The organism is Butyrivibrio sp. AE3004 (assembly GCF_000703165.1).
Lineage (GTDB): Bacteria > Bacillota > Clostridia > Lachnospirales > Lachnospiraceae > Butyrivibrio.
This window is the reverse complement of the sequence record NZ_JNLQ01000005.1, coordinates 1-24,930: the sequence shown is the minus strand read 5'-3', so window position 1 is coordinate 24,930 and position 24,930 is coordinate 1. Positions and strand designations below refer to the sequence as shown.

Below are 24,930 nucleotides of genomic sequence, written 5' to 3'. Positions count from 1 at the left end.
AGAAATAGTTAATACATCACCTTAATTCCCGGTAAACATCAGTTATCGGTTTAAGCTCCTCATCATCAGCGCCATATTCATCGTAATTGTCATTATTGTTTCATCGTCCTGATCCACCGTACAACAAGCCAATGACAATAGCCAAAAACAATACAATATTCATCATCTCAACTTTCTCCTATCTGCCTGTTAGCTGCTTTACATGGGAAACGGCATATGATAAGGTTCACCGACGGTGCCTGCTTGCGGTCACCCCCATTCACCCGGTTCATATGCCGCAGGGACTCATGTCAAGCAGCTAATCACTAACAATCTCTATATCTTTCTCCGAATACAATATTGCCTTAGATAAATAAAACTCATATTTATCTGTAGCAGTATCGCTCTTCCTTTTCTTCCACAATTTTACGGGTATTCCTGTTGCATCCTCTCTTATCCGATACTCAATCCCTTTTTCTCTGCCCATGCTCTTCCACATAGCTGCAGTATGTAATGGAATCTTATTTCCCTCGTTATTATCCAGCATCTCTACAGCTTGTAACTGCGATATTATGTTATTCTCGACAGCTGCCTGCGCAATTATCTGTTCATTTCGCATTTCTCTCCTTTCGCCCGTTTAGCCGATAGCACAGCTTTAATGTTTATGCTACATTTGCACTTATATCCACTTTTTTAAGTCCTTTATCAAATTCATATCTGTATACTGAATCGCTCAGTTTATCCTGCTCTGATACACTCGTCATGTTCACTTCTTTAACCATTGCTACAAGTTCCCTTGCCTGCATCCTGCCATCATCAGGAATAATAATAAGCTCATGAACAGATGAAGGCAGGATATAATAGTCACCGATTTTCTCAGCGATCGAATCCATCTGAGACTTGATAAGAAGAGAAGCTGCCCCGTAACAGTTACGCTCATTTGAAAGAACATAAAAAACATCATTAGCAGGAAACATATTCATTCCTTCAAAATCATCAACCGGCATCATTTTTCTAATCACCTCACCGAGAGTCTGCAATTTTCCGGGCAGAATATTCGGTAAATTCCTCATGCTGCTTTCATAAAGCATTTCTTCATCCACTCCCCATGTATCAATAATTTTCTCCGTAACCGGAACACTCATATTGTCGGAAAGATCCACAACATATATCACTGCAAGATCCTCGATCATCCTATGAGGTCTTTCCATCAACAATTCACTATTCAGACCAGCATTTATAAGTCTTGGTATTACCTTATCCCTGCATTTTTCCCAATCAGCCAAAAATGAAACATCCATGCTGCTTACTTCATGCTTCTCACGGACTTCTGCTATCTCTCTCAATACATCCTCCAATGATTTCCCGTTCTCTAAATCACTGTAAAATTCTTCTAGATAGATATTCGGAGCTATATTTGCTCCTGCTTTCTTGATCAAAAGCCCTGTAATCCTGGTTCCGTTATTCTTGATAACCTCTTTGAGTTCAACATCTGAATTCTCGTACTCCGAGCTCAGGTATCCCAAAATATTTCTTACTACAACGTTTTTAAAATCTATAAAATCTGCAACGGAAATCGCCTTATTCATAACTTTATCCTTTCATATAAAACATAAATCTCTTTTATTTTTTCTATTTCTAATATCTGATTTTCTGATTTGGGATTCTTATGTATCTCATATATAGACTCCTTTCTGACTGTCATCGATTTCTTTGCACACAGCAGAAATGCTGATGGAGGTTCTGGGAAGGACGGCTCCGCCGCGCCGTTTATCCTTCTCAGGTTCTCCATCAGCATTTAGTGTGCATATAAGAAATCACGACAGTCTGAAAGGTCATATATGATCATCAGACGCCCAAAGCTGATAAATTCCTCATTACATTTGTCTTATTTCTCTGATATTTACATGTTAATTACTTGTTACTTACATGTTTTTAAATTGTTTTTTAATAGTTGTTTACTATTACTTATCTATCTTTTTAGGGAAGGAGCTCGAGGGAACGGGCAGAAAGGAAGGAAATTTAGTTCCTTCCTTTGGGGCGTGGGGGTTCCCTCGTAAAAAAAGCCGAAGCATCTGCTCCGGCTGGTTTTGACAGAAAAACTGAGGGATTAACCCTCAGTCTTTGCTATGAAGTTGGCGCTGATGTTTGTGATCTTGCCTTTAAGTGCCATCAGCATTTCTTCCATTGATTTGCAGTCCTCATGGACGGCGCTCTTGAGAATCTTATAAAGATAAATGCGCTGTCCCTTCTGGGTCAGATCGAACTGAAAAGCCACCTCGGCATTCTCTGAAAACTCCTGGCTCCAGGAATTGAGGAGAATATTATCAAGGTCGATGCCCTCGATGGTTGCTAAATTCTTCTTTGCGTCATAAGTTACCTGATTGATATCACAATACATAGTGAATCCCCTTTCTTTATACGAGTTGATTGTTGTTCCGCAACCTCGTTGCGTGGCACCTACAGTACGAAGAGAGGCGTGTATGCCAGTATGCCCACGGCACTTGCAAAGAATTTTTTCAGTGAAGCGCCCGGAAAAAATTCTGCAGTCCTTGCATACATGACAGACGAGCGAAGTACAGTGCCATAACGCAAGAGGTGCGGTAACAACACAACGAGTAAGAAAGGGCAGATTCTCTTTATTGTGAACAATCAGGGAATTTATCGCAAAGAGGCAATCATCTTCGGCATCGACCGATATTCTCCGACTGGAGCCAAGAGTTTTTGCCGAGGTGCTTTTCAGTTCTGACCCGGAAAGGGCAATGCATTTCATAAGATTCTCAAGAGTCCCGTCCCGACTGCAAATATATGAAGAATGCGGCACTAAGGCAAGATAACATCATCCTATCTTCACAAAGACAGAGGGTTAATCCCATGATTTTCAAAAAAGCTTATGGAGCAGATGCTTCGGCGCAGAACAAAGGAACTGCGCAAACTTGACGAGACCAGACTTCCTGCGAGCGGTTTCGGTTCCTTTGCCGCGAGCATGTCTGGGGCGAGTCTAGTTGGAGCATCCCCCTAGAGGGGGATGGGGGTGATCCATTCTTTCCTTTCCCGCCACGTTTTAAGGATGCCTTGGTGGCATCCAGTGGCGTGTGGTCTGGGAGCTCGGGCAGACCTGCTAAGCTGCTGGGAATGGTATCAGAATACTGTATAGCGTGCTCTTTCATGTTCCAGCAATTCTGACAACCTGCCATACTTTTCACTCATGCCGATGAAATGTTTTATGTCACCATATGCAGAAGCAAAATTATCAAGACTGTAATTATCCGGTGATATTCCCTTAAAAAAGCTGTTCTTTGCATCCTGACTAATTTCCGGCAAAACCTCTGACTTAAGAAAATCGGTGTCAAATAGTGACCCTGTTTTAATCACTTCATATCTGTAGCCCAATATCTCATATGTATGTCTTATATAGGATTCATCCTCCAAAAGTTTTATGAGCAAGATCTTGGAACCAAATTTTAAATCCTTTGCATAATCAAAAGCATGGTCAATGTAGCCTGCAGACATACCTGTACTTTCAGATGGCGCTGTAATTATGTTTCCTTTTTTCAGCTGCTCATCATAATTGATCCGGTTATCTATCCCGTATCCATTTTCATGATAAAACTTGATATAAAGACGAGTGTCATCATATCCCATAAATGTGCATGACCTCTTATATGCATCAAGTGCTTTCAGGGTCTTTTTCTGGCATCTGAGACTACCATCCTTAATAAACTTTCTATAATTTCCTGCTTTCAGAAATTTTGTCAGATCATACAACTCCGGCGTATACAGCATATTTATATCAGAAAGAGTGCAGCACATATCAAGGCTTTCCATAAGAGTCTCTGTCTTAATTACAAGGCTTTTGTCCTTAAAGAAAATTTTTCTATTATCTGTAAAAAAAGCCCCGCAGGCAATATATCTCAAGGCATTCATAATATATTCATATTGTCTTAGTCCATTCAACAAAGAATCATTTACCATAAATCAGACCGTATCCTTTCAGCCAAAATCGTTACAGATTCAGATTTAGAAAGCTCCAAATAATTAGCTCAGGCTCCTTTATTTTCTTAGTTTTGTCATAATAGTACATGTGGAGCGGTTCTAACTCTTTAAGCATATTCGGATGAACTTTATATTTCTCTACTATCTTGCTTGACCCAACAGAATCAAACTGCGCACCATCTCTCCTTCTTGTTATTTCCGTTACCTTCTTTGTTCCCAGTATTTCCGCTGCCCTCTCTGCATCCTTTGCACTATTCTGCAACAGGAATCCAAACATATGTGAGTTCTCTATTACCCTTTCCGCTAGATCTGGACTTATGTGATCCATATCAGAAAAACTCTGACTTCCTGCTATTGTCTGATATCCAAAACCAGCTGCCTGACTGTAAATGTCCGGCAATAGCGGAGAAAAGAATACAGAAAGCTCATCAAAAACAATGAGCTTTTTTAATTCCGTGTCAGTCTCATTACTTATCATCGTGCGAAGATCCGAAACGACCATTGTTCCGAGAGCAAAGGAAAAATCTTTATACATAAGCCCATCAAGATCCATCATGAACACTCCTCCCCTATCCTTCACATCCTGAACTGATATCCCGTCCTTACCGAGAAATATCCTTTCACCTGAGCCTTTCATGTATCTTAAGAATCTTGCACGTGACTGGGATGCTGTCACTGCAATTTCCTTATATGATCTATATTCCTCGGCCTCATCATCTGATATCAGTTCTGCTCTATTCAGTCCATCAACTGCAGAGCTGAATTTTTCCCATAGAAATATTTTCATGATATTTGGCAGAGAAAGATCTTTTCCTGCCCTGATAAGAACTTCACAGATACAGATTATCCAGAACTCAAAATTTGCCTCGTAATGTGTGTCCGAATACTGTGCCATGACGGTCATTGTATTACTGATACCATTAGGCTCTGAATACTTGAATGGATTATATGGAAAACGGTTCTCAACTGCATGGTGGGTGCTAAATGCAAAGAACTCTCTCCCATATTTACTACATAAGGCGCGTACCTGGTTATACATGCTGTAATGATCGTTAGCACCGTTCTTGCCGGATATTATGAAAACCGGTTCCCCGTCCCTTATCCTGCGCTCTATTATATGGAGCATTGCAGTAGTCTTGCCGCTGCGAGTTGTACCCACAACAAGCATATTCTGCCTGCAGTCATAATTAAATCCGCCCATTATCTTTCACCTTTTTCCTCATAAACCTCTATTTCATTGTCATCCTCTTCGTCCTGCACAATGTCATCGAGTTTAATCTCAAGCCATGGCTGTAATTCAAAGTCAGCCTTGTAATACAAAAATGCCAGGCATGCTCTCCAAGGGTTGAATCCGACGAAAAAGTCGAAAAGTACTGTATCAATTAAATTGGTATGTATGCCCCAAAATAAACTTGGAGCCAGCATTCCCCATAATAAAGCCCCATAGAACGCCACACGTGTAATCTTATAAGCTGCTTCTTTCATTTGATCCATATTAGGAATTTCTCTTATCACGAACAGCGGTAGTGTTATCGGTATATAACTTAAGAACAGGAAAAGCCGTATCACAATGTACAGATGCCTTGCGCCCTGGTGAAATGAAACCCTATCACTTCTCCAAGTTTTGTCTGTAAAATAGTTCTCTATATACCTATATAATCCGGAAATGAAGGATGTTATATATTCATCTCCCATGATCAGAAGCTCGTATATTACTTCAACAAGCAGTACTATTCCTTCTCCTATAACCTGTAATATTCTCAAAAATTCATTCAAAATAATTCCTCCAGTATATTCTTTTCTGTAGCCTTTTTAAGCTGCATATCTACATGCCGACCTAATGTATTTGTCTTTAAATCTGCACTTTGCATGAATCTATCAAGCTGCTCGACGGTTATTATTCTCGTTGGACATTTATACTCCTTTGCTAGAGCCCTGATTTTCCCCTGAAGTCTTACCATCCTTTCCTGTACCAGCCATACCTGCTTTTCAAAGTGTTTTGAATTTATCTCAAAATTCTGGCGTAATCTGCCTATTTCCTTGTTATTGAGCTCTACTTCATAACAGTGATTGCCAACAATAAAATCCGGTGCATGTACCATGCTGTCTTTTTCAGCATTACCCATCCCTGCAAATTTTCTAGTTGGTTTAAGACCTTCAATACTTTCCATTTCCCGGTCGAATATAAACGATTCATACGATATTCCCGTAGTCAGATGCACATATGCTGCAAGTTCAGCTATGTATATCGCATGATCAGTCGATGAATACCCCTTCGGGTTATATGGCCGCTTCATATGACTATCTACTTCACTTAGTCCTTTATTTGTCAGAAAATATACTTTCTTCCCATCATGCCAGTCCTCATATAAATATCCATTCCCACACAGCTTAGCCAGTCTCTTCCTGTCAGCTGACAATTCCCTCGATCCAAGCAGAATTGAATAATCCCTGCCATATCCGATTTCCATCTTGGCTCCTAGTTTAATGATCATTATTTCCTTTTCACTTAACATAATTTCTCCTTATCAGAGTGCGCACGCCTCGCACATCGTCACGCAAAAATACAAATTTATACTGTTCACTCCCTGTAAGTTGCTACCACAATCTCGTTGCGTGCATGAGGTCAGGTTTTTATATAAAGCTGACCTCATGTACGGGACGTGATTTTATGCGGCTTGCATGGCTTATCCAATGCGTGACGTAATGCGCAGGCGTGCGCACTCTGATACGCATTGGATTTCTCCTATATATTTCAGTCATATGCCTCAAAAAAAGCTTCTCTGTCAGCATCATCAAAGATGCAAATATGACAAAAACTACCATTCATCAGATACCGTTCTTTCGTATAGCCTCGCGTAGTCCAAAAATTCTCATTGCAGAAATAAAGATTATCCTTTATACCTATTGCCTCAATATTGCCCATCTCTGTCCGGATCATATTGATAGCAGCTGAAAATGCTTTATCAGAATAATCTGCCTTATATTCCAGGCTCAGGACATCAGAAAGCATCACACTCCGCTCAAAAGGAACCCTTCCATAATTACAAAAGACAATAAGTCCGATTTTTTCGCGGATGTACTCTTCAGGATGATTTTCTTCCATTGCTGTCAGGCTTGGTTTTCCAACATCTTTAATCATTTACGCAGTTATCTCCTTATCCGGAACCTATAGCGCATGCCCAACAGGTTGCTTGGCATGTGTGAGCTGCTTCGCTACCTGCCGGGCTGCTATATGCGCATTATACTACGCAAAAAGTGATATGTAAAATTGCCTTTTTCATATCACTATATCCATTTTAATACTATATTTATATATCATCGTGGTATATCTATTGCGGCTTAGAATCTGCCAGTGGTATAATAAATTCATAAAATTGACATCTATGTATAAGGAGTTATATATGAAACAGTCATCTAACATATCACTGAATGTCTTGTATCTAAAAAATGAAATTTCGATGAAAGACAGTATATATACTGATGATCTTGGTGATCAAAAAGATTCTTTAAAAATAAAGCCATCATCTGCTCTTGAACATAACGTAGTCTTTGATGAGTCATTAGGTATTCGATTAGAAAACGATAAAAAGCAAAACATTCTTACCGCTATCCTTAATACAGATACGGCAGATGATCTTATAGCGCTATTTAAAACCTATGGATTTATGATCCCTTATCCCTCAGATAACCTTTGGTATGACTATGACACCGATGATCTCCTCTCGTCTGTGTTTACGCTTAAACACATAATCCTGCTAAGAAAAGAATTAGGAAGCAAAGAGCCTGACTATGACCAGATACTCGCTTCATACAAATACCTAATAACAAATGGAAAAATAAAAATTCTGGGATTCCTGAATGGAACCGCCATGGAAGATGCCTATAGCATCAATATCGAAAAAAATACCTGGAGTAAGAACATCTTTGAATATAATGAGAACACAATAGATATCCTTATGCATCAATTACATCAGCATGAGGATGTAGATAAAGATGGTAACATCTGCTACTTAGAAAAATTTAATGACCCAGTACTGGATAAAATGATAAATATCACCATTCCTACGGAATCTGATACTAGTTACAAATATGCAAATAATGAATCTATGTTGTCATACTTATACAACATAGTCCCCTGCATCGAGGCATGTAACAACAATCCGGATATAAATGCTATCTGTCTTTACAAATATGTATGCGCTAATAATAAAGGGACTCCTGCAGCTTTGATTTCGTCTGATCAGTTCGACGATGCTGCAAAACATAAACTAATCTCTTTTGCAGGTCACTTATGTAATGCGTATATAAATGACCTTAATATACAATTAACAGTCAAATTATCTGATTCTGGAAAATCATATTCCACCATTTCAGATATTCTGTCCGGAATAGTGCTTTCATTAGCGCAGATAAACTTTAAATTGCATACATTCGCAAAATGTGCCAAGCCGGGATGTAACAACTACTTCCTGCAGAGTGTAAACCGTAATCCAAACAAAAACTACTACTGTTGCACGAAGCACGCCAAAAGCGAAGCGCAGAAAAAATACAGGAAAAAACCGTCTACTCTAAAATAGACTATCATCAGGAGCTTTCGGGCTCCTTCCTTTTTCCATATTCATAAAAAACTATATTCCCATCCAAATCTGTCCGGAAGGAAATCTGACCTACAATCTGACGCCTATCTTTTAATTCCTTAATAACCGGAGTATATAACCGCCTGTACTCATTAAGCAGATCCTCCCTCTGAGTTATTTCTACCGTCCATTTAGGTAAATGATTACCCGTAGCAGAGAAAGAAGGCACACCTACAAGACTCTCGGTAAAATTTTGACCGCTTCTGTCAGGAGCATTATCAGCCACCCTGTTTTCATATGCCTTGTGCCTGTATACATTATTGGCATTTGCAATTCTACGGACGGTCTTTTCGCTGACGCCAAAAGAAGAAGCTATGTCATCATACTTAACATCCGGATTAGCAATTATATAATCCAGTATTTCATTATTACGCTTCAGCTTTTCTGCTTTATGCTTTGCCTTCTTCTGTTCATTTTCGATCTGTCTTTTCGACTGTCCGAACCGGCAGACTTTGTTTTCTTCTTCCGTAATCTCAAGCGTTTCCAGAATATAATTATCGGGCAGCTTGTAATAGCCTTCATAATTTCCATATGACGGCTTATTACTTTCAACCACCTTTATAATATGTTCTATCTCTTTATCTGCGATTTGTTCATTGAAAGCATCATTAAAGGATCTCAGACTTTCAATACCTTCATCATGACCGTATACCTGGACAGCAGCATTGTAATATATAAAACACATGTACTCACGAAATCCATGGCAGTCATATTCCCTCAATTCCTGAAGACTTTTGAGCTTCTGCATCCTGAGCGTTAGAAAAGGAAGTCTGTAGGCATCAATGTACACTACTTTCTTCTTGCGCATCTCCTCTCTCGATTCCCTGCGCTTTTCAAAATAATCTTCAAGATGATTGCCTTTTACAATATCGTTGAGACTGTAATACAATATCTTATCAGCCTTGTCCCTTCCGACAAAAAGAAGGCTGCAGTTCCTTCTTGCCTTGATGTTATATGTGCCCGGCATACGCACTACACGTGCCGGATCCTGTACCTTAACATCAACTTCAAGAAGCCCTTTACCAGACAGGATTTCAGAATACTTTCTGATAAGGAGCTTTTTAATATCATCCATAAAGCGTATTGCCTTACTGGATGCATCTACGTTTGCAATAGACCGCTCAAAAATATAATAGATACCAAGACCACGACCAGTGGAAGTCATCATAGTTGGCATAAGAATCTTTTTGTCATCAACTGCTTTTCCTATACGGTCTTTAGTCCTTGATATTGCCTTAAAGAGCTCGGTATCAGAGAAATCATGACCATCCAGATCTATATATATGCCTGAGTAATTCCATATCTGATCTGCCTTTCTTTTATATCCTTTAAATGAATTAAGGGATACATAGGCATTTTTATTTGTACCTGTATACATGACCTTCTTCAGGTCTTTGCTCGCAAAATGACGAGGTTCAGGATTATCTTCCTGCCCCAATGTCAAGCGGATCACATTTCCGTTCTTTCTGTCATGCTGGAGGACTTCAAGGAACTGCTTCTGTTCATCCTGTTCCGACCACCAGTACTGCTGTGGTAATGGCATATGCGATTGTCCTCCTTTCTGCAAAAAAATAGTCTGTGAAGTATTCTCCACAGACCAAAATAATGCAAAAAAGTCAAGACAAAAACGCACAAAGTATTGATAAAGTATATAAAAAAGCATATAATAAGCCTAAGAAAAGGCTTTTCACTTCGGTGGTTGTGCCTGCAATGGTATGTGTGAGATACCTGAGCTATCCGGAAATTGCCGTTTCCAAACAACTAATTATAACTATAAAAAGAGTTTCGTTTGCCGACGAGGCTCTTTTTTCTTTATTCTTTTCTCTTAGATAATTCTATTTCAATTCCATGCATAAATCAATAGATAAATACAAATAAATGATTGTTTTTTCTAATAATTTGTTGATATTTAAATTGTTTACTTGTATAATACTAGTAATTAAATATTTAAAAAATAGTTATTAACGATTAAATAACATGTAAAAAACAATTTTTATACTAGTTATTTAATAGTATTTAACAAGTAAATAACCTTTTGTTGGAAAGGAGAACTATCTTGAAAGTATTATCTGTATCAAACATCAAAGGCGGTGTTGCAAAAACAACAACAGCTGCCACACTTGCTGCAGGTCTTCATAAACGCGGCTACAAGGTTCTTATGATCGACAGCGATCCTCAGATGAACCTTACCATGTGTTTTCTGGATGAACCTGAAGAGGGAACTCCCAGCCTGTACACACTGTATGACAAAGGTACTTCAATCGATGATTTAAAAGTATCAATAAAGGACGGACTTGACCTTGTATTAGGTGATTTCGAACTCTGCAGCGCGGACATGGAATTCTTTAAACGTGCAGGCAGCCTTAAGCTTCTTGCAAAAGCAATAAAGGGAATAAAGGAAAACTATGATTACATAATCCTTGATACTCCTCCAAATCTTGGATTCCTGTCATTAAATGCCTTTATGATAAGTGATTATATCGTGACTCCTATGGCCGCAGATTCATTCTCACTGAAGGCTATAAGACTCTTGAAGAAGACCTTATCAGAAGTATCAGAAGAGGCAGAAAAAGACATTCCGGTTGCCGGAATACTGCTCACAAGATATACAGATAGAACCAATGTGGCAAAATTACTTGAAGACAGTGTAGTAACAGCTGCTGAACTGTTGGATACTTCCGTATTTAATAGCCGCATCAGACAGGCAACTGTTGTCCAGGAAAGTCAGATCGTAAAAATGGATCTTTTTGAATACGCACCAAAAGCTCCGGTAACAAAAGACTATGATGAATTTATTGATGAACTGCTTAAGAGAATAGGAGAGTAACCTATGGGAGTAAACAAGTTGTTAAAAGCAGGCATCGAAAAAGAGCAGGCTCAGCTCAAAGATGTTGCTGCAAAAAAAGAAGAGAAAAAAACTTCTGAAAAAGCAGAAGTAACAGTTCAAAAGAAAGAACCACCAAAAAAAGAATCCATCGTTGTAAAAGAAGTAAAGCCTGAGAAAAACAAAGGCGGACGACCAACAAATAAAGAAAAAGGCCTAAAAAGTAGAAAACAATATACTTTAACCCTTAAGGAAGATGATTATTCTACATTCCTTGAAGCTGCCAGAGATAACGACCTGTCATTTGCTAAGTTCATGGAAAAAGCAGCATTTGAGTATATTGAAAATCATAGAACAGTTGAGTAATTTAATGGTTTTTTAATAGTTATTTAATAGTAAAAATATAGTTAATTACTATTGAATAACATGTTTTCTACATGTAAATAACCTGTAATTAAATAGTAAATAACAGTGAGGTAAATCATTATGATGAGCGAAACTATAAAGTTGGTCATGGTTAAAAGAAACATGAACGGAAAAGAACTGGCTGAAGCTCTGGGGTGCTCAAGCCAAAATGTATACGCGCTTCTGAAAAAGGATAACTGGTCGGAAGAGCAACTAAGAAATGTAGCAGAAGCATTGAACTGTGATCTGCACATGAGCTTTGAGCTCAGAGATACACACGAACAATTCTAAATATCTGAGAACGGAGATAAAAACAAATGACTGATGCAGAAAGAAGAGAGGCTGCCAGACAGTTTTATCAGAAATGGGTTAATAGAGGCAAAGAAGATGAAGACGATAGATCTTATTGGATAGATTTTCTGCAAGATATAATGGGAGTTGACCATGTTACCGATAGGATTGATTTTCAGAAAAAAGTTGTCGGTCCAGACGGAAACACAAAAAGAATTGATGCATACATTCCGGAAACAAGAGTTTTAATAGAGCAGAAGAGTCTTAACATAGATTTATCAAAACCTCAGCAGGGACATAACGGTATGACTCCCTATGAGCAGGCAAAGATGTACGATAATTCTCTGCCCGTTAGTGAAAAGGCAAAATGGATAATATTATCCAATTTTGCTGAGATATGGGTATATGACATGGATACAAGAGTGCCTGAGCCCACAAAGATAACTCTAGCTGAAATTCCGACTAAATATAGTCTTTTTGAATTTTTGATAAATCAGAAGCAGCAGAAGATAAGTCAGGAAATGGAAGTATCCGTAAAAGCAGGAGAATTTGTTGGTCTTATTTATGATGCGCTTTTGAAACAATATATTAATCCCGAAAGCGAAGAAAGTCTTAAGAGTCTTAATATGCTCTGTGTAAGGCTTGTTTTCTGCCTTTATGCAGAAGATGCTCATATCTTTGGGGAAAATGGGCACATGTTCCATGACTACATGGAGCAATTTGAAACGAAGGATATGAGAAAAGCGCTTAAAGAACTTTTCAAAATTTTAGATACCCCAGAGAGTGAACGAGATCCTTATGATATAAGTGATTTGTCAAAATTTCCATATGTTAATGGTGGACTTTTTGCAGATACAGATATAGAAATACCAAATTTTACAGATGAAATCAGAGATATATTGCTTGAAAAAGCAAGTGAGGGATTTGACTGGTCTATGATAAGCCCTACAATTTTTGGAGCTGTATTTGAATCTACGTTGAATCCTGATACCAGACGCTCTGGTGGTATGCACTATACATCTATTGAAAATATTCATAAGGTTATAGACCCACTTTTCTTAGATGATCTCAAGTCTGAGCTTAAAGAAATAAAAGAAATACAGGTGCCAAAGTCCAGAAATCCAAAACTCAAAGCTTTTCAGAATAAGCTTGCAAGCTTAACATGGCTTGATCCTGCCTGTGGATCTGGAAACTTTTTAACAGAAACCTATATCTCCATAAGACGCTTAGAAAATGAGGTGGTACAAACTTTAAAAGGCGGTCAGATGCAATTTGTATTTGACGAAGATTTCAGTCCTATAAAAGTAGGTATCGACCAGTTTTATGGAATAGAAATTAATGACTTTGCAGTTACTGTAGCAAAAACAGCATTATGGATTGCGGAGTCTCAGATGATGAAAGAAACGGAAGATATTCTACTCATGCACCTAGATTTCCTTCCTCTAAAAACAAATGCAAATATTCATGAAGGAAATGCAATTAGAATTGATTGGGAGTCTATTATCGCACCGAGCAAATTGTCTTATATTATGGGTAATCCACCGTTTGTTGCAAACAGTGGAAGAGTTAGTGCTGGAGATGCTTCATCAAAGGGAATGCAAAACTCTGCGCAGAAAGAAGACAAGCAGCTATTATTTGGTAAAAATGGTGGAGTTCTTGACTATGTTGCGTGTTGGTTCATGAAAGCTGCAATCTACATGAAAAACACATCTATAAAGGCAGCTTTTGTTGCAACTGATTCCATATGTCAAGGACAACAAGTCGTTCCGCTATGGAAGCCATTATTTGAAATGGGAATCCATATTAATTATGCATATGAATTTTTTAAATGGGAATCAGAAGCATCGGGTACCGCAACTGTTTATGTAGTTATTGTTGGTTTTTCATATAAAGAAATTCCTTGTTATTTATTTACTTCAGAAAATGAGAAAATATTGGTTAAACACATAAATGCATATTTAGTAAGTGCTGATGATGTCTTCATAAATAAACGCTCTAAACCATTATTTGATGTTCCAGAAATGTTAAATGGTGGAAAACCAACAGAGGGTGGTTTCCTGATATTAACATCCGAAGAGCGAACCGCTTTACTTGCCGCTGAACCTCAGGCAGAGGAGTTTTTGCGCCCTTATATGATGGGAAAAGATTTCATAGATAGAACTCCTCGATATTGTCTATGGCTAGTTAATACTGATCCATCAAAATTACGAACTTGTAAAAAAGTACTAGAACGAGTGGAAAATGTTAAACAGTATCGCCTTAAAAGCCCCAAAGCTGCGACAAGGAAAAAAGCAGAAACACCTATGTTATTTGACGAAGTAAGAGAATGCAAAACAGATTATATTGCAATTCCTAAAGTGTCATCTTCAAAGAGAAGATATGTACCAATCGAATACTTGTCACGAGAAATTATCCCTGGTGACAAACTATTTATGATTCCAGATGCAAGCCTGTATCATTTTGGCATTATAACATCCAATGTTCATATGGCATGGATGAGAGCTACATGTGGATATTATGGTCCAAGTTACCAATACTCAAATACAATAGTGTATAATAATTTTCCTTGGCCAACTCCATCAGAAGCTCAAAAACAAAAAATTACTGAAACCGCACAAGTGATATTAAATATTAGAAATGCATATCCAAATAGCACACTTGCAGATTTGTATGATCCACTTACAATGCCACCAGAATTACAAAAAGCTCATACTGCCAATGATAAAGCGGTTATGCAGGCTTATGGTTTTTCAATTAAAGATACATCTGAAGCAGACTGCGTAGCAGCACTGATGAAGATGTATCAGGAACTAACAAAGGAGTAATCATTATGGCGCTTCCAAAATTTGTCGAGTTTTTCCGTCCATTTCTTGAAGCAGTATCAGATGGAGATACCCATGTACAAAATATCATTGGAGCATTGAGAGAAACCATTGCTACGAAGAAACTATCTAAAAAGTCTGCACTAGGGATGATATAATAGAGTTCTACCGTGATAGTCACGAGTAGACATATTAAAAAGGAAAGAAAAAAGAAAGAAGAAAGAAAAAATGATATTTATAGTTTTAGGAATTATCATCATTGTATGCCTTATGGTCATTGCAGGATGCAACGAAGCCGAGGCAACCGCAAAAAATAAAGACAAGAATGGCTACTATGCTATGCGTAGCCGTTATATGGATTATAAGGATGAATTCAGCCAGAGCCTTTCCGAGCTTGAAGAATTTGCTAAAAGCTGTGATAAGGAGGCATCTGCATCATGAAGAAGATTAGCTGTGAAATGTGTGGAAGTCCAGACGTAGTTAAACAGGACGGATTATTTGTCTGCCAGAGTTGTGGAACAAAGTATTCACCTGAGGAAGCAAAGAAACTTATCGTTGAAGGTTCAGTCAAGCTTGACGATTCTGACAGTGTAAACAATTTAAGGGTGCTGGCATACAGAAAAGAAAAGGAAGGCAAATTTGCGGAAGCAGAAGAACTCTTTACAAAGATTGTAGAAAAATCTCCTTATGATCATATGGCTGTATATCATCAACACTACTGTAACAGTTCAAAGGATAGACAATACTACGGCGTAGGTTCTGAATCAATCTATTTAGAGTCATGCTTTAGAGATGCCTGTCATGTTATTGCTGAGATGCCAATTGAAGAAGACAAAAGAAATGCTCTTCGTGAACTTATATCTTATACATTCCCCATTATGGTATCAGAGTCACGTAAGCTTATGGATATCGCTTTCCCTGACATTACTCCGTCAGATGACTCAACGCCGGAATGGCATTTCAAGGCAAGTGTCCAGTCCATGGTTAATATCTGCGGTGATTCTATCGATGAGATTTTTCCGGACGATGACGAGTTCAACAAAATCAAACTTACTCTTTGGAAGATAGCGACTAACATCATGTATATATCTGAGGTGTATCCTGTATCAGATGGGATTAAAAAACTCAATCAAGAGCGTTATGAAAAAAACCTAGCAAAGATTAGAAAGTTTGAACCTGAATATGCCATAGCATAATTTTTAGTACCATATATAGGCTTTCAAATATTTTTTATCGTGTATATATGATAACCATCAAGTATAAGAGCTAATACTAAAATCCAGTATTTATCAGCCATGGACACGCGGTACTTATCGGAATGATTATGTTGATTGATTTAAATATGCGCAAACAAAAATATACCACTAATTCATTATTTTTATATATTTATAAATGGTAGTACGTGAGCAATTCATGAGATTTGCCAAATCCGTAATGTTCATGCTACCGTTCTGATACATAGGATAAAACTTCAAAAACTTTTCAGGCAGACTAGAAGCATCGACTCTCGGTCTGCCTATTTTTTTACCTTTTGCCCTGGCATTCTCCATACCGGACTTAACACGCTGTGAGATAATATCTCTTTCCATTTCAGAGAACACTCCCCACATCATAAGCATACCTTTTGTCATAGGATCTATTTCATCACTCCTGCAATCTACGGTAAAACTACCAATAATAAGCTTTATCCTTTTGTCCTGAACATACTGCATGATATCACAAAGATGCTTTGTAGAACGTGTAAGCCTTGATACTTCTGTGGTTGCGATAGTATCACCTAATTTTACAGTATCAAGAAGCTTCTGAAACTCAGCTCTCTCGGTCTTAGTCCCAGACTCATACTCCCAATAGATATTCTTATCTTCCTTAACTCCAAGCTTCTTTAATTCACGCTTCTGTCTGTTAATATCCTGCTTTGATTCATTTGTGCTGCAACGTGCATATCCATAAATCTTAGCCATAGCCTTGCCTCTTTACTGTTCAATAAATGGTTGTATATTTTCGTGAACACTTCAAGCCTTTTACAAGCGTTTTTCAACGGCTCAGATAAGAGTTACTATGCCTGAAACTGCTGAAAAACGCTTATACAGCTCTGATTAAATCCATTATAGCAGATTTCACACACAAGTGTTCACGAAATCAGATGTTTTTCTGAACACATGAGAAACGCACTATTTACCTTTCAGAATACGCATTTTTCGTAAATGTGTCCCTAAGCTATTGAAAATACAAGAACAAAGGGTGCGTATAATAATGAGAATACGTACTTTGTTTTACTTGCATTCGAATATGCTCGAAGCGGTAGACTAGGATGATGTCTATTTTATTGATTATCGAATAGATACCGTCGGCTGGAAAAGTAATTACAAGGATATTATTTATGAAGCTTATGATATAGGATTGAATCCTCATCTATGGGATTTGGAAGTGGTTATTGAGCATAAGAATGATATTAGTGATTGGACAGATGAAGTAATTAAGCTTGTTCACATAAAATGTCCTTTAAAAGTGAGCAGCTTCATGACAGCGAGACAGAGTAAGGCTGTGACAGTGGGTGAAATCAGCAACAATAATAACAATAATCATGGCTGATTTTGTGATTTATAATCTTTGTTTAATAAAGATTTTAGAATAGAAATAATTGTACCATGCTAAAATTATATAAATGGTAAACCATAGATAATTGTTTTTTCTACTGTGGGTGATTATATTATGAAGAGATTTAGAAAATTATTGTGTACAGGTATATTTATATTTATTTGCATGACTGTAACTGGATTTGGTTTATTTACTAAAAAAGAACCGGAAATGACGACAACCACCGTATCAATAAAAATTGATTATGAAAAAGCTGCATTTGCATACAATGATAAAGTAAAAATATATGTTGATGGAAATAATATTGGAAAAATGAATGCCGGAAATGATAAACAGTTTGATATATCATTAGTGGAAGGAACGCATAAGATATGGGCTAAGCGAGATGCATTATTCAGGAAATACAACACCAATAAAGTTGAGTTTTCTACAAATAAAACCACCATATATTTTACGTTGGTTGAAGACCCCATTGTTGGATTAAAAATGACACGTGTAGATGATGACGAAGAATTGAGCTTAGAGTCATCATATGACGACGAAAATTATAAAGACAATGCGGAAATTGAAGATACTGATTACAGTATCGCAACTAACAATAAGGTTAGTGAATCAGAAAAGTCAACTAACGAAAAAAACGGCAAAGAATCAGAGAATACATCTATTAACTCGTCCAATCAAGAAAAACAAAAGGATTATGACAAGAATCATACAAAGAGTGATGAAAGCGTTTCTGATGAAGAGATTCTTAGGCGCGCAAAAATTCGTTCTGGTGCACCATTAGCTCAGCTAGATGGTATTGATGAGGACGGGAACATAGTTATTCATTTATATGAGGTAATTACCAATGAGGGTGAGGACGGACATACTGCAACATGGGATTGGTATTATATTAATCCTAATACCCTAAAAGGGACTGATTTTCTGGGAGAACCAGTTGATCTGAATGAAGTTGACGAATATGAATATGATAGTAGTTATTATTCGAATGAAACTATTCCGGAATACTATGTGTGCGTAAATGCACCTGATGGTTATGTTAATTTACGAAGTGGACCCGGAATAGAATATGATGTAATTTGTGAAATTCAAAATGGGGAAGCATTAGAAAAATATCTTGAAGAATCAACAGCTACAAATGGTAAAAAATGGGCTAAGGTAGCGTATTGGACAGAAAATGGATGGATAGATGGATGGGTCATAGCATCACAAATCGAATAACCTTTTCAATATGACATCATATAAGTAACAACTCCTGGTGTGTAGTTGATTGTTGTTTGATTACTGCAATTTACTACAAATCAGGGAGTTTTTTTGTTTGTCACTAATATACGTATTTACGCAAGTTTTAATGTTTTACACTTAATTCTATGAAAGGGAACAGTCCATATAATCTTTTCAAATGGACTATATAAAAAATATGAGCAATTACTATACAGTCTACGAAACAGAAGAAAACTTAAGAAGAGTGTATGATTTTTTAGCATCGTTGTCTGTTCTTTCCTATAAAGATGTTGACCTGCGCATACAGGGGACAAAAGACTTTGCTCAAACTTATGAAATTGAGCAATTGGAGGAGTTTTTTGAAAATTGGGTTAATGTAAAACCAGATGTATCAAACTGCAATATTGAGGAAGTATTAAATATCTTTTATGCACTTATTATAAGGTATGGGGTGACAAAAGAAGAATATATAAAATGGTGTGATAATAATTTGGAAAGGTATAAGTATATACCTAAATTACTGGGAGGTGTGAATGATAGTGACGCAAAAGAACTATTTTTGGAGGATATTGAAGCGTCACAGGTAAAGGTGTCGAAAGAGGCATTCGATAACTTTGTGCAGAAAGAGTATTTGGCTTTTGATGATGGAAAAAGCGATTTGAAACTTTTTGATAAATATATAGCTAAGACACAAATACCCAATAGGCTTAAAGAGATATTTGAAACATGTAGGAAGGCCGGTGTATCTGCCAGGCTATATTTTGACAGACTTGTAGAGCAAGGAAACTTTGACAGTATTGAAAGTGCTATGGCAAATTTGCCTAGAATGCTTAATGACACTAAGTTTATACTTTTTAAGGAGTGCAAACCAATTATCTGTGAATTAGAAGATGAACAAAAGAAAAAAATAAAAAATGAATATGATGAATCTATAAATGTTAATGATTATTGTGATCAGCTTAATTCTCAGCATGAAGAGTATTACAACGAGTTTGAGAATAAGCAAAACTTAATTATTAATGAAGTTGCAGATGAGTATGACAATCCAAATGTTATGGCGTTTGGATTTGGATTATCAGGATATATTGCCAGTAGTATTGCTAATGCTGCTATTAAGAATATTCATAATGGAGGTGTATCGTTAAATGCAAGGTTTCAATCAGCTGAGAATATCAAAAATTATAATGAAAAATTGAATAACCTATACCTTGGAAAAGAAGCTAAAACGAAGTTCTATATTTTTATTTCTTCAATGGAAGTTAGTATAACAACAATACTATTACGAGAATTAGAAAAAATCACAGATGAAGACTATTATAATGCTAAAGAATTGGAACGTCATTATTTATTAACAAAGGCTTCAATGACCAAAGAAGAAGCAAAATTGAAGCTGTGTAGCATATTGTTTTCATATCCATATGTACCTTCAGTATATTTATTTTTTGCAGAAGAATATTTTAATACAAATACTGATCTGATAAGAATAGCGGACGCATTTGGTATTGATATGCGATATGCTCTAAATGATGCAAAATATCAGTGCGACGTATCTTCTGACCTATTCATGGGTGAGAGGTATCCAACAATTTCAGAAAAAAAAGCTGTCGATTTATTATTGGCAGAAAAACGTACAAAAGATAACAGAATCACTTTTTTATCTACATTTAAAACTGATAATACAGATGAACTCAAATTGGCACTTAGATTCAGGATAAGATTTAAGGCTTTATTTGATGTTTATTTTGGGAAAAATTCTGGAAAAAATTATGCGCAATACAAGGTGAACAGATATGTGAAAAAAATGAAGGATAGGACTCTCAAATATGGGCTGGGATGCAAGATTATAGGAGATGATTATGTATTATATGATTCACCGGCAGTACTATTGACTGATAGACGTGTTGTTATAAAAACCATTGATGATATGAATGTATATTATTGGTTGCGAGATATAAATGAAATATATCAATCTGTAGTAGGATTCACTATAAAGGGAAAAAATAAAAATTACTATGAACGATATTCGCTTTTAGATCAACAACATATACGTAAACAGATAGATGATTTGACTTTTTTGATTTCGGTGTGTTTATACAACGAAGATGTTCAATCTACATTCTTATCTCCTACTGAAGGAATAGGTAGTAAGTACAATGAAAAGGATTTTAGAAAAGCCCTCGCCACAGTAGAAAAAAATATTGCGTTATCATATGGCAAAGAAAAAAAATACGATGATGAACGTGCTTTTGAGGAAATTTTAATTAAAGCTCCGGATGAAGCACAGGTCGTACCTTCGGATGATTCAGTAAGCGATATACAAAACGACTCTGTATCATTAACTGAAAACGATTTTAATATCTTTATAGATAATGAAACGTGGAACTTTTGTAAAAGATATCCTACAGTTACAGCTTATTACACTTTTGTATACGGTGATAATTTTAAAACGCAAAGGGGAATAACAATAGGAGATTCTTTTAATGAAGTTGTCACAAAGTATGGAGATAAAAATGAAATATATTATTTTGATGAGAATAGTATACAAGATGAACCAATATATCGGATAGGAGAAATGAATAACAACACAGATGTAAAGGCTATTCTAGACGCAAAAATTAGAGTTGAATATACTTATAATTCATTTAAAATTCTTTTTTACTTTGACAATAAAGAGATGCTCGTCTTAATTGCATATTCAAATGGGGTACAGACAACTCAGATGCCCCAGCAAAAGCCAGAAGTGGAAGCAAAAAATAAACAAAACCAAGTAGAATATTGTTTGAATCATGAAGATTTTAATCTAGTTGACAGCAGAGGTGAAAAGGAAAATCTTATTGATCTAAATTATAGAAATTATTATAGCTGCTATATTAGTTCAGATGGATTTACTACATCTAGGGGTATAGGTTTTCCTTCTGAAATAGATGAAATAATCTCAGTATATGGGAGGACTGCTGTAGAATCGATACAAGATCCGACACAAGAAAAAGCATATACTCATTTACATTTTTTTGAAGGCGAATGGGAACGTGATATGAAAGTAGCGGAGACATTTGAAATAACAACCAAAAAAATTGTTTATAAATATAAAGAGAATGGCTCAATGTATAAGCTAAGCTTCTTTTTTGATATGGCTAATAATTTGCAACTAATCTGCTATGATACTTTTCCCGAGCCACATTTCTTGCCGTAAGAAATAAATGCTATTTCTTTTGGAGACATATCAAAAAAATACAACAACGAGTCAATATAGGAGAAGAACTGAAATGTATGTTTTGGATACAAATGCATTATATTGGTATGTCGGAAGAGAAAACCTCGGCGATAATTCTAATGCTAATGTCGACGTAAAAAAATTCTGTTCCTTTTTAGATGGAAGAACGGATAAATCTTTGGCATCATCCTCATATGTCGAAGCCTTAGTTAGGTTTAGAAATAATCCTGAATATATAGAGAAAATACATGCTTTTATGCTATCAAAAGATATTCCACTTCTAAATAACGTCCAGTATCAGACATTTTCTACTGAACAAATAACTTCAAGTTTAACTTTATGTGGAGATCAAATATCCCAATATATAAAAGAAAAAATATTACCTGTTAAAATTAACATAGAAGCAAGTTTTGCATTGAGCTTCTTAATGACTATTCTTCTTTTATACACGAAATGCAGGATTGATGAATGTGGATGTATTTGCCCATCTCATGGTCATGACATAGAAATGTTTATCCGGGATAAAAAAGTAAACATAATAGGAGAAGAACTTAGAGCAACATTAAAAGATGCCTATGATAATCATTATGATCATGAACAGCAATTATTAAAAGAAAAATACATAGAGCTTCTCGAAGATGCTTGTATGTTAACGGATACTGTTATAGAACTGATATCTACCAAAGGTATTAGTGTTAGTTCTTTGGATATTTGTGACGTTGAAGTAAGCGTAAGACAGAAATATATATCATTAAGGGCTAAAAAGCCAGACAATTACTTAATGGAAAGTATTTGTGATTTGCTAACTTCCAGACCAGATTTTATCGACCTGGCAAAAAATCGGTTAGCAGAAATGTATTCTAGTAGAGGAAAATTATTTAAAGATAGGAAAAGCTTTGCATTCAAGCCAATTCAAATTGAGTACATTGCAGAAGAAATGTACCATTCTTGGATAGACAATGCCCAGAAATTTAGGAAAAATGATATCTTTGATCTTTTCTTTTTAGGATGTGCAGATTTTAAGGATGATAGAAAAGTTGATAATTTTTTAATAGACAAGGCTACTTATCTTTTGACTTTTGACCAGAAATTAGATCGCTTTATTGAGAGAAAGCGACCAATAAACGGTAAAGTAATTCGCCGCTTTTATAATGACTTTTAGAGATGAGAAGGGTAGACTATTATGCAATTACTATGCTTAAGTCTAAAGATTATCTGGGCGTGTTCAGGACTTTCACCCGTTAGAGCGCGCCCATGTACCCCAACCCCAACACTAAGAGAGCCTGAAAACGGTGCGTATATCTATGGATATACGCACTATCTTTTATTTCAATCATTACATAGTCGAAAGCAGATGATTTTTGATACACTTTTGGAACATGATATAGAAGTCTTCTACTGGGGGAATTATAATTAAAAAAATATAGAGTCTTTGGATATATTCGATTATACATTGCAAAAAGCCTAATATTTGCTATAATATAATCGAAAATAATCATAGAATATGAAAATATTGGAGTTTGTATGAAGTATAATAGGGATGTTTATCTTGAAAGACTAATAGATAGAAAGAATAACGGCTTGATCAAGGTTATAACAGGAGCAAGAAGAGCAGGTAAATCATACCTGATGAATGAGTTGTATTACAAACATCTGCTCAATTCAGGAGTTTCCAGTACAAATATCATCCGATTTGCTTTTGACTCAGACGAAGATATTGATCTTCTTGATGCGTATTATCCGGAAGAAGATACTAAGTTCAGACAGGATAATGATATTTACTTTGTTAATGCCAAAAAATTTAGGGCTTATATCAAAGATAAGACAAATGATTCAGACGATTTCTTCCTTCTTCTTGATGAAGTCCAACTTCTTGATGGGTTCATCGGAACATTGAATAGTTTGTTACGCCACCAGAATTTTGATGTGTATGTAACCGGCTCTAATTCAAGATTCCTTTCTTCTGATATTGCAACAGAATTTAAGGGACGTGGTTCTGTGGTACATGTACTGCCTCTTTCTTTTTCAGAATATATGCAGGGATATGAGGGTGACCCACAGGTGGCATGGAAAGAGTACATAATTACCGGTGGAATTCCTCTTGTGGCACAGATGTCGAGTGATGACGAAAAATCCGCTTATCTTAAATCCTTATGTGAAGAAACATATATCAAAGATATTATTTCCCATAACAAGATTAAGAAAAAGACGGAATTGGCAGATACGTTTGATGTACTTGCATCTATGATAGGAGCGCCTGTCAATACGAGTAAGATTACAAACACCTTTAAAAGTGTTGTAAATAAGGATATTACTGACGATACAGTTTCAAATTTTGTAGGTTATTTTGAGAATGCATTTGTTGTGTCAAAGGCAAAGAAATATAACATTAAGGGTAGAAAGTATATTGGTTCACCATTTAAGATTTACTTTGAAGATATAGGTGTCAGAAATGCCAGGCTCAATTTCAGACAGATTGAAGAGACCCATATTATGGAAAATGTAATTTATAACGAACTCCGATATAGGGGGTTCAACGTAGATATTGGTGAAGTTAATGTTAATGAAAAGACTAACAGACGTGATGCTAATGGAAAATATATCTATGCTCAAAAGGCATTGGAAGTAGATTTCATAGCTACAAAGGGGCCTCAGAAGCTGTATATCCAATCTGCCCTGTCGATGGAGGAGCCAGATAAGCAATTACAGGAAAAGAAAAGTCTATATTATATTGATGATTCCTTTAAAAAGATAGTTGTGGCGAAGACGGGACTCAAACCGTCATATGATGATAAAGGAGTTATTACTATTGATTTATTCGATTTTCTATTAGGAAAAGAAGTTTAGTTCATATATAGCCATTTTGCAGAAATGCGAAGTGGCTATTTTTCTTGCTTTTCAAACGTTTCGAAAAAGAAATGTTTTTCTGAGCACATG

23 protein-coding genes are annotated in these 24,930 nt (G+C 36.3%); 13 read left to right on the top strand and 10 right to left on the bottom strand.

Features of this window, described 5'->3' with window-relative positions; all coding sequences use genetic code 11:
- Positions 1–298: 298 nt before the first annotated feature.
- The 8 genes from BV60_RS0120505 to BV60_RS0120455 all read right to left on the bottom strand — a co-directional run bounded on the left by BV60_RS0120505 (position 299) and on the right by BV60_RS0120455 (position 7,117).
- On the bottom strand, positions 299–598 hold the full coding sequence (locus BV60_RS0120505; protein ID WP_029324746.1) for a hypothetical protein: 300 nt from the start codon (positions 596–598) through the stop codon (positions 299–301).
- 43 nt (positions 599–641) lie between these two features.
- Complete coding sequence (locus BV60_RS0120500) at positions 642–1,568, bottom strand: DUF5688 family protein (protein WP_029324743.1); 927 nt, start codon at positions 1,566–1,568, stop codon at positions 642–644.
- A gap of 521 nt (positions 1,569–2,089) precedes the next feature.
- Positions 2,090–2,752 (bottom strand): hypothetical protein, encoded by a 663-nt coding sequence (locus BV60_RS23350; RefSeq protein WP_156036279.1) that lies wholly within the window; start codon positions 2,750–2,752, stop codon positions 2,090–2,092.
- A 368-nt stretch (positions 2,753–3,120) separates the two neighbouring features.
- On the bottom strand, positions 3,121–3,954 hold the full coding sequence (locus BV60_RS0120475) for a hypothetical protein (protein WP_029324739.1): 834 nt from the start codon (positions 3,952–3,954) through the stop codon (positions 3,121–3,123).
- Between the two features lie 31 nt (positions 3,955–3,985).
- Positions 3,986–5,176, bottom strand: coding sequence for a type IV secretory system conjugative DNA transfer family protein (locus BV60_RS0120470; protein ID WP_029324738.1), 1,191 nt, complete (start codon positions 5,174–5,176; stop codon positions 3,986–3,988).
- Complete coding sequence (locus BV60_RS0120465; RefSeq protein WP_029324737.1) at positions 5,176–5,751, bottom strand: hypothetical protein; 576 nt, start codon at positions 5,749–5,751, stop codon at positions 5,176–5,178. The genes BV60_RS0120470 and BV60_RS0120465 overlap by 1 nt, the downstream gene beginning before the upstream one ends.
- Positions 5,748–6,491 carry a hypothetical protein gene (locus BV60_RS0120460; RefSeq protein WP_029324736.1) on the bottom strand — a complete coding sequence of 248 codons (744 nt, stop codon included), beginning with the start codon at positions 6,489–6,491 and terminating at the stop codon, positions 5,748–5,750. Before BV60_RS0120460 ends, BV60_RS0120465 begins: the two co-directional genes overlap by 4 nt.
- Before the next feature lie 239 nt (positions 6,492–6,730).
- Positions 6,731–7,117, bottom strand: a complete 387-nt coding sequence (locus tag BV60_RS0120455) for a hypothetical protein (protein WP_029324735.1) — start codon at positions 7,115–7,117, stop codon at positions 6,731–6,733.
- A 262-nt stretch (positions 7,118–7,379) separates the two neighbouring features.
- Here BV60_RS0120455 and BV60_RS0120450 point away from each other — a divergent pair, with 262 nt between their 5' ends.
- Complete coding sequence (locus BV60_RS0120450; protein ID WP_029324734.1) at positions 7,380–8,555, top strand: hypothetical protein; 1,176 nt, start codon at positions 7,380–7,382, stop codon at positions 8,553–8,555.
- Positions 8,556–8,562: 7 nt separating this feature from the next.
- Here the strand turns inward: BV60_RS0120450 and BV60_RS0120445 are convergent, their stop codons facing one another.
- Complete coding sequence (locus tag BV60_RS0120445) at positions 8,563–10,158, bottom strand: hypothetical protein (protein WP_029324733.1); 1,596 nt, start codon at positions 10,156–10,158, stop codon at positions 8,563–8,565.
- A 513-nt stretch (positions 10,159–10,671) separates the two neighbouring features.
- Here BV60_RS0120445 and BV60_RS0120435 point away from each other — a divergent pair.
- From BV60_RS0120435 to BV60_RS0120405, 7 genes are all read left to right on the top strand, one after another.
- Positions 10,672–11,442, top strand: a complete 771-nt coding sequence (locus BV60_RS0120435; protein WP_029324731.1) for a ParA family protein — start codon at positions 10,672–10,674, stop codon at positions 11,440–11,442.
- A gap of 3 nt (positions 11,443–11,445) precedes the next feature.
- Positions 11,446–11,805 carry a hypothetical protein gene (locus BV60_RS0120430; protein ID WP_029324730.1) on the top strand — a complete coding sequence of 120 codons (360 nt, stop codon included), beginning with the start codon at positions 11,446–11,448 and terminating at the stop codon, positions 11,803–11,805.
- 120 nt (positions 11,806–11,925) lie between these two features.
- Positions 11,926–12,135 (top strand): helix-turn-helix domain-containing protein, encoded by a 210-nt coding sequence (locus tag BV60_RS0120425; protein WP_051656942.1) that lies wholly within the window; start codon positions 11,926–11,928, stop codon positions 12,133–12,135.
- Positions 12,136–12,161: 26 nt separating this feature from the next.
- Positions 12,162–14,960, top strand: coding sequence for a DNA methyltransferase (locus tag BV60_RS0120420; protein WP_029324728.1), 2,799 nt, complete (start codon positions 12,162–12,164; stop codon positions 14,958–14,960).
- A 5-nt stretch (positions 14,961–14,965) separates the two neighbouring features.
- Positions 14,966–15,115, top strand: a complete 150-nt coding sequence (locus BV60_RS23345; RefSeq protein WP_156036277.1) for a hypothetical protein — start codon at positions 14,966–14,968, stop codon at positions 15,113–15,115.
- A 70-nt stretch (positions 15,116–15,185) separates the two neighbouring features.
- Positions 15,186–15,398 (top strand): hypothetical protein, encoded by a 213-nt coding sequence (locus tag BV60_RS0120410; protein WP_029324727.1) that lies wholly within the window; start codon positions 15,186–15,188, stop codon positions 15,396–15,398.
- Positions 15,395–16,153, top strand: coding sequence for a TFIIB-type zinc finger domain-containing protein (locus BV60_RS0120405; RefSeq protein ID WP_029324726.1), 759 nt, complete (start codon positions 15,395–15,397; stop codon positions 16,151–16,153). The genes BV60_RS0120410 and BV60_RS0120405 overlap by 4 nt, the downstream gene beginning before the upstream one ends.
- Before the next feature lie 168 nt (positions 16,154–16,321).
- On the opposite strand, the gene BV60_RS0120400 is transcribed toward BV60_RS0120405, so the two are convergent.
- The gene (locus BV60_RS0120400; RefSeq protein WP_029324725.1) at positions 16,322–16,918 is read right to left on the bottom strand and encodes a recombinase family protein; all 597 of its coding nucleotides are present in this window, start codon (positions 16,916–16,918) and stop codon (positions 16,322–16,324) included.
- Between the two features lie 466 nt (positions 16,919–17,384).
- Here BV60_RS0120400 and BV60_RS23340 point away from each other — a divergent pair, with 466 nt between their 5' ends.
- The 5 genes from BV60_RS23340 to BV60_RS0120375 all read left to right on the top strand — a co-directional run bounded on the left by BV60_RS23340 (position 17,385) and on the right by BV60_RS0120375 (position 24,840).
- Positions 17,385–17,549, top strand: coding sequence for a hypothetical protein (locus tag BV60_RS23340; RefSeq protein ID WP_156036275.1), 165 nt, complete (start codon positions 17,385–17,387; stop codon positions 17,547–17,549).
- A 120-nt stretch (positions 17,550–17,669) separates the two neighbouring features.
- Positions 17,670–18,776: an SH3 domain-containing protein gene (locus BV60_RS0120390; RefSeq protein ID WP_029324723.1), complete on the top strand. Its 1,107-nt coding sequence runs from the start codon at positions 17,670–17,672 to the stop codon at positions 18,774–18,776.
- Positions 18,777–18,957: 181 nt separating this feature from the next.
- Positions 18,958–21,972, top strand: a complete 3,015-nt coding sequence (locus BV60_RS0120385; protein WP_029324721.1) for a hypothetical protein — start codon at positions 18,958–18,960, stop codon at positions 21,970–21,972.
- A gap of 73 nt (positions 21,973–22,045) precedes the next feature.
- Positions 22,046–23,155, top strand: a complete 1,110-nt coding sequence (locus BV60_RS0120380) for a hypothetical protein (RefSeq protein WP_029324718.1) — start codon at positions 22,046–22,048, stop codon at positions 23,153–23,155.
- Positions 23,156–23,517: 362 nt separating this feature from the next.
- Entirely contained in the window at positions 23,518–24,840 is a 1,323-nt protein-coding gene (locus BV60_RS0120375) for an ATP-binding protein (protein WP_029324715.1), read from the top strand.
- Positions 24,841–24,930 lie beyond the last annotated feature (90 nt).

Coding starts and splice junctions, on each gene's coding strand:
- BV60_RS0120505 (WP_029324746.1), bottom strand. CDS start 598: ATGCGAAATGAACAGATAATTGCGCAGGCAGCTGTCGAGAATAACATA.
- BV60_RS0120500 (WP_029324743.1), bottom strand. CDS start 1,568: ATGAATAAGGCGATTTCCGTTGCAGATTTTATAGATTTTAAAAACGTT.
- BV60_RS23350 (WP_156036279.1), bottom strand. CDS start 2,752: ATGAAATGCATTGCCCTTTCCGGGTCAGAACTGAAAAGCACCTCGGCA.
- BV60_RS0120475 (WP_029324739.1), bottom strand. CDS start 3,954: ATGGTAAATGATTCTTTGTTGAATGGACTAAGACAATATGAATATATT.
- BV60_RS0120470 (WP_029324738.1), bottom strand. CDS start 5,176: ATGGGCGGATTTAATTATGACTGCAGGCAGAATATGCTTGTTGTGGGT.
- BV60_RS0120460 (WP_029324736.1), bottom strand. CDS start 6,491: ATGTTAAGTGAAAAGGAAATAATGATCATTAAACTAGGAGCCAAGATG.
- BV60_RS0120455 (WP_029324735.1), bottom strand. CDS start 7,117: ATGATTAAAGATGTTGGAAAACCAAGCCTGACAGCAATGGAAGAAAAT.
- BV60_RS0120450 (WP_029324734.1), top strand. CDS start 7,380: ATGAAACAGTCATCTAACATATCACTGAATGTCTTGTATCTAAAAAAT.
- BV60_RS0120445 (WP_029324733.1), bottom strand. CDS start 10,158: ATGCCATTACCACAGCAGTACTGGTGGTCGGAACAGGATGAACAGAAG.
- BV60_RS0120430 (WP_029324730.1), top strand. CDS start 11,446: ATGGGAGTAAACAAGTTGTTAAAAGCAGGCATCGAAAAAGAGCAGGCT.
- BV60_RS0120425 (WP_051656942.1), top strand. CDS start 11,926: ATGATGAGCGAAACTATAAAGTTGGTCATGGTTAAAAGAAACATGAAC.
- BV60_RS0120420 (WP_029324728.1), top strand. CDS start 12,162: ATGACTGATGCAGAAAGAAGAGAGGCTGCCAGACAGTTTTATCAGAAA.
- BV60_RS23345 (WP_156036277.1), top strand. CDS start 14,966: ATGGCGCTTCCAAAATTTGTCGAGTTTTTCCGTCCATTTCTTGAAGCA.
- BV60_RS0120410 (WP_029324727.1), top strand. CDS start 15,186: ATGATATTTATAGTTTTAGGAATTATCATCATTGTATGCCTTATGGTC.
- BV60_RS0120405 (WP_029324726.1), top strand. CDS start 15,395: ATGAAGAAGATTAGCTGTGAAATGTGTGGAAGTCCAGACGTAGTTAAA.
- BV60_RS0120400 (WP_029324725.1), bottom strand. CDS start 16,918: ATGGCTAAGATTTATGGATATGCACGTTGCAGCACAAATGAATCAAAG.
- BV60_RS0120390 (WP_029324723.1), top strand. CDS start 17,670: ATGAAGAGATTTAGAAAATTATTGTGTACAGGTATATTTATATTTATT.
- BV60_RS0120385 (WP_029324721.1), top strand. CDS start 18,958: ATGGACTATATAAAAAATATGAGCAATTACTATACAGTCTACGAAACA.
- BV60_RS0120380 (WP_029324718.1), top strand. CDS start 22,046: ATGTATGTTTTGGATACAAATGCATTATATTGGTATGTCGGAAGAGAA.
- BV60_RS0120375 (WP_029324715.1), top strand. CDS start 23,518: ATGAAGTATAATAGGGATGTTTATCTTGAAAGACTAATAGATAGAAAG.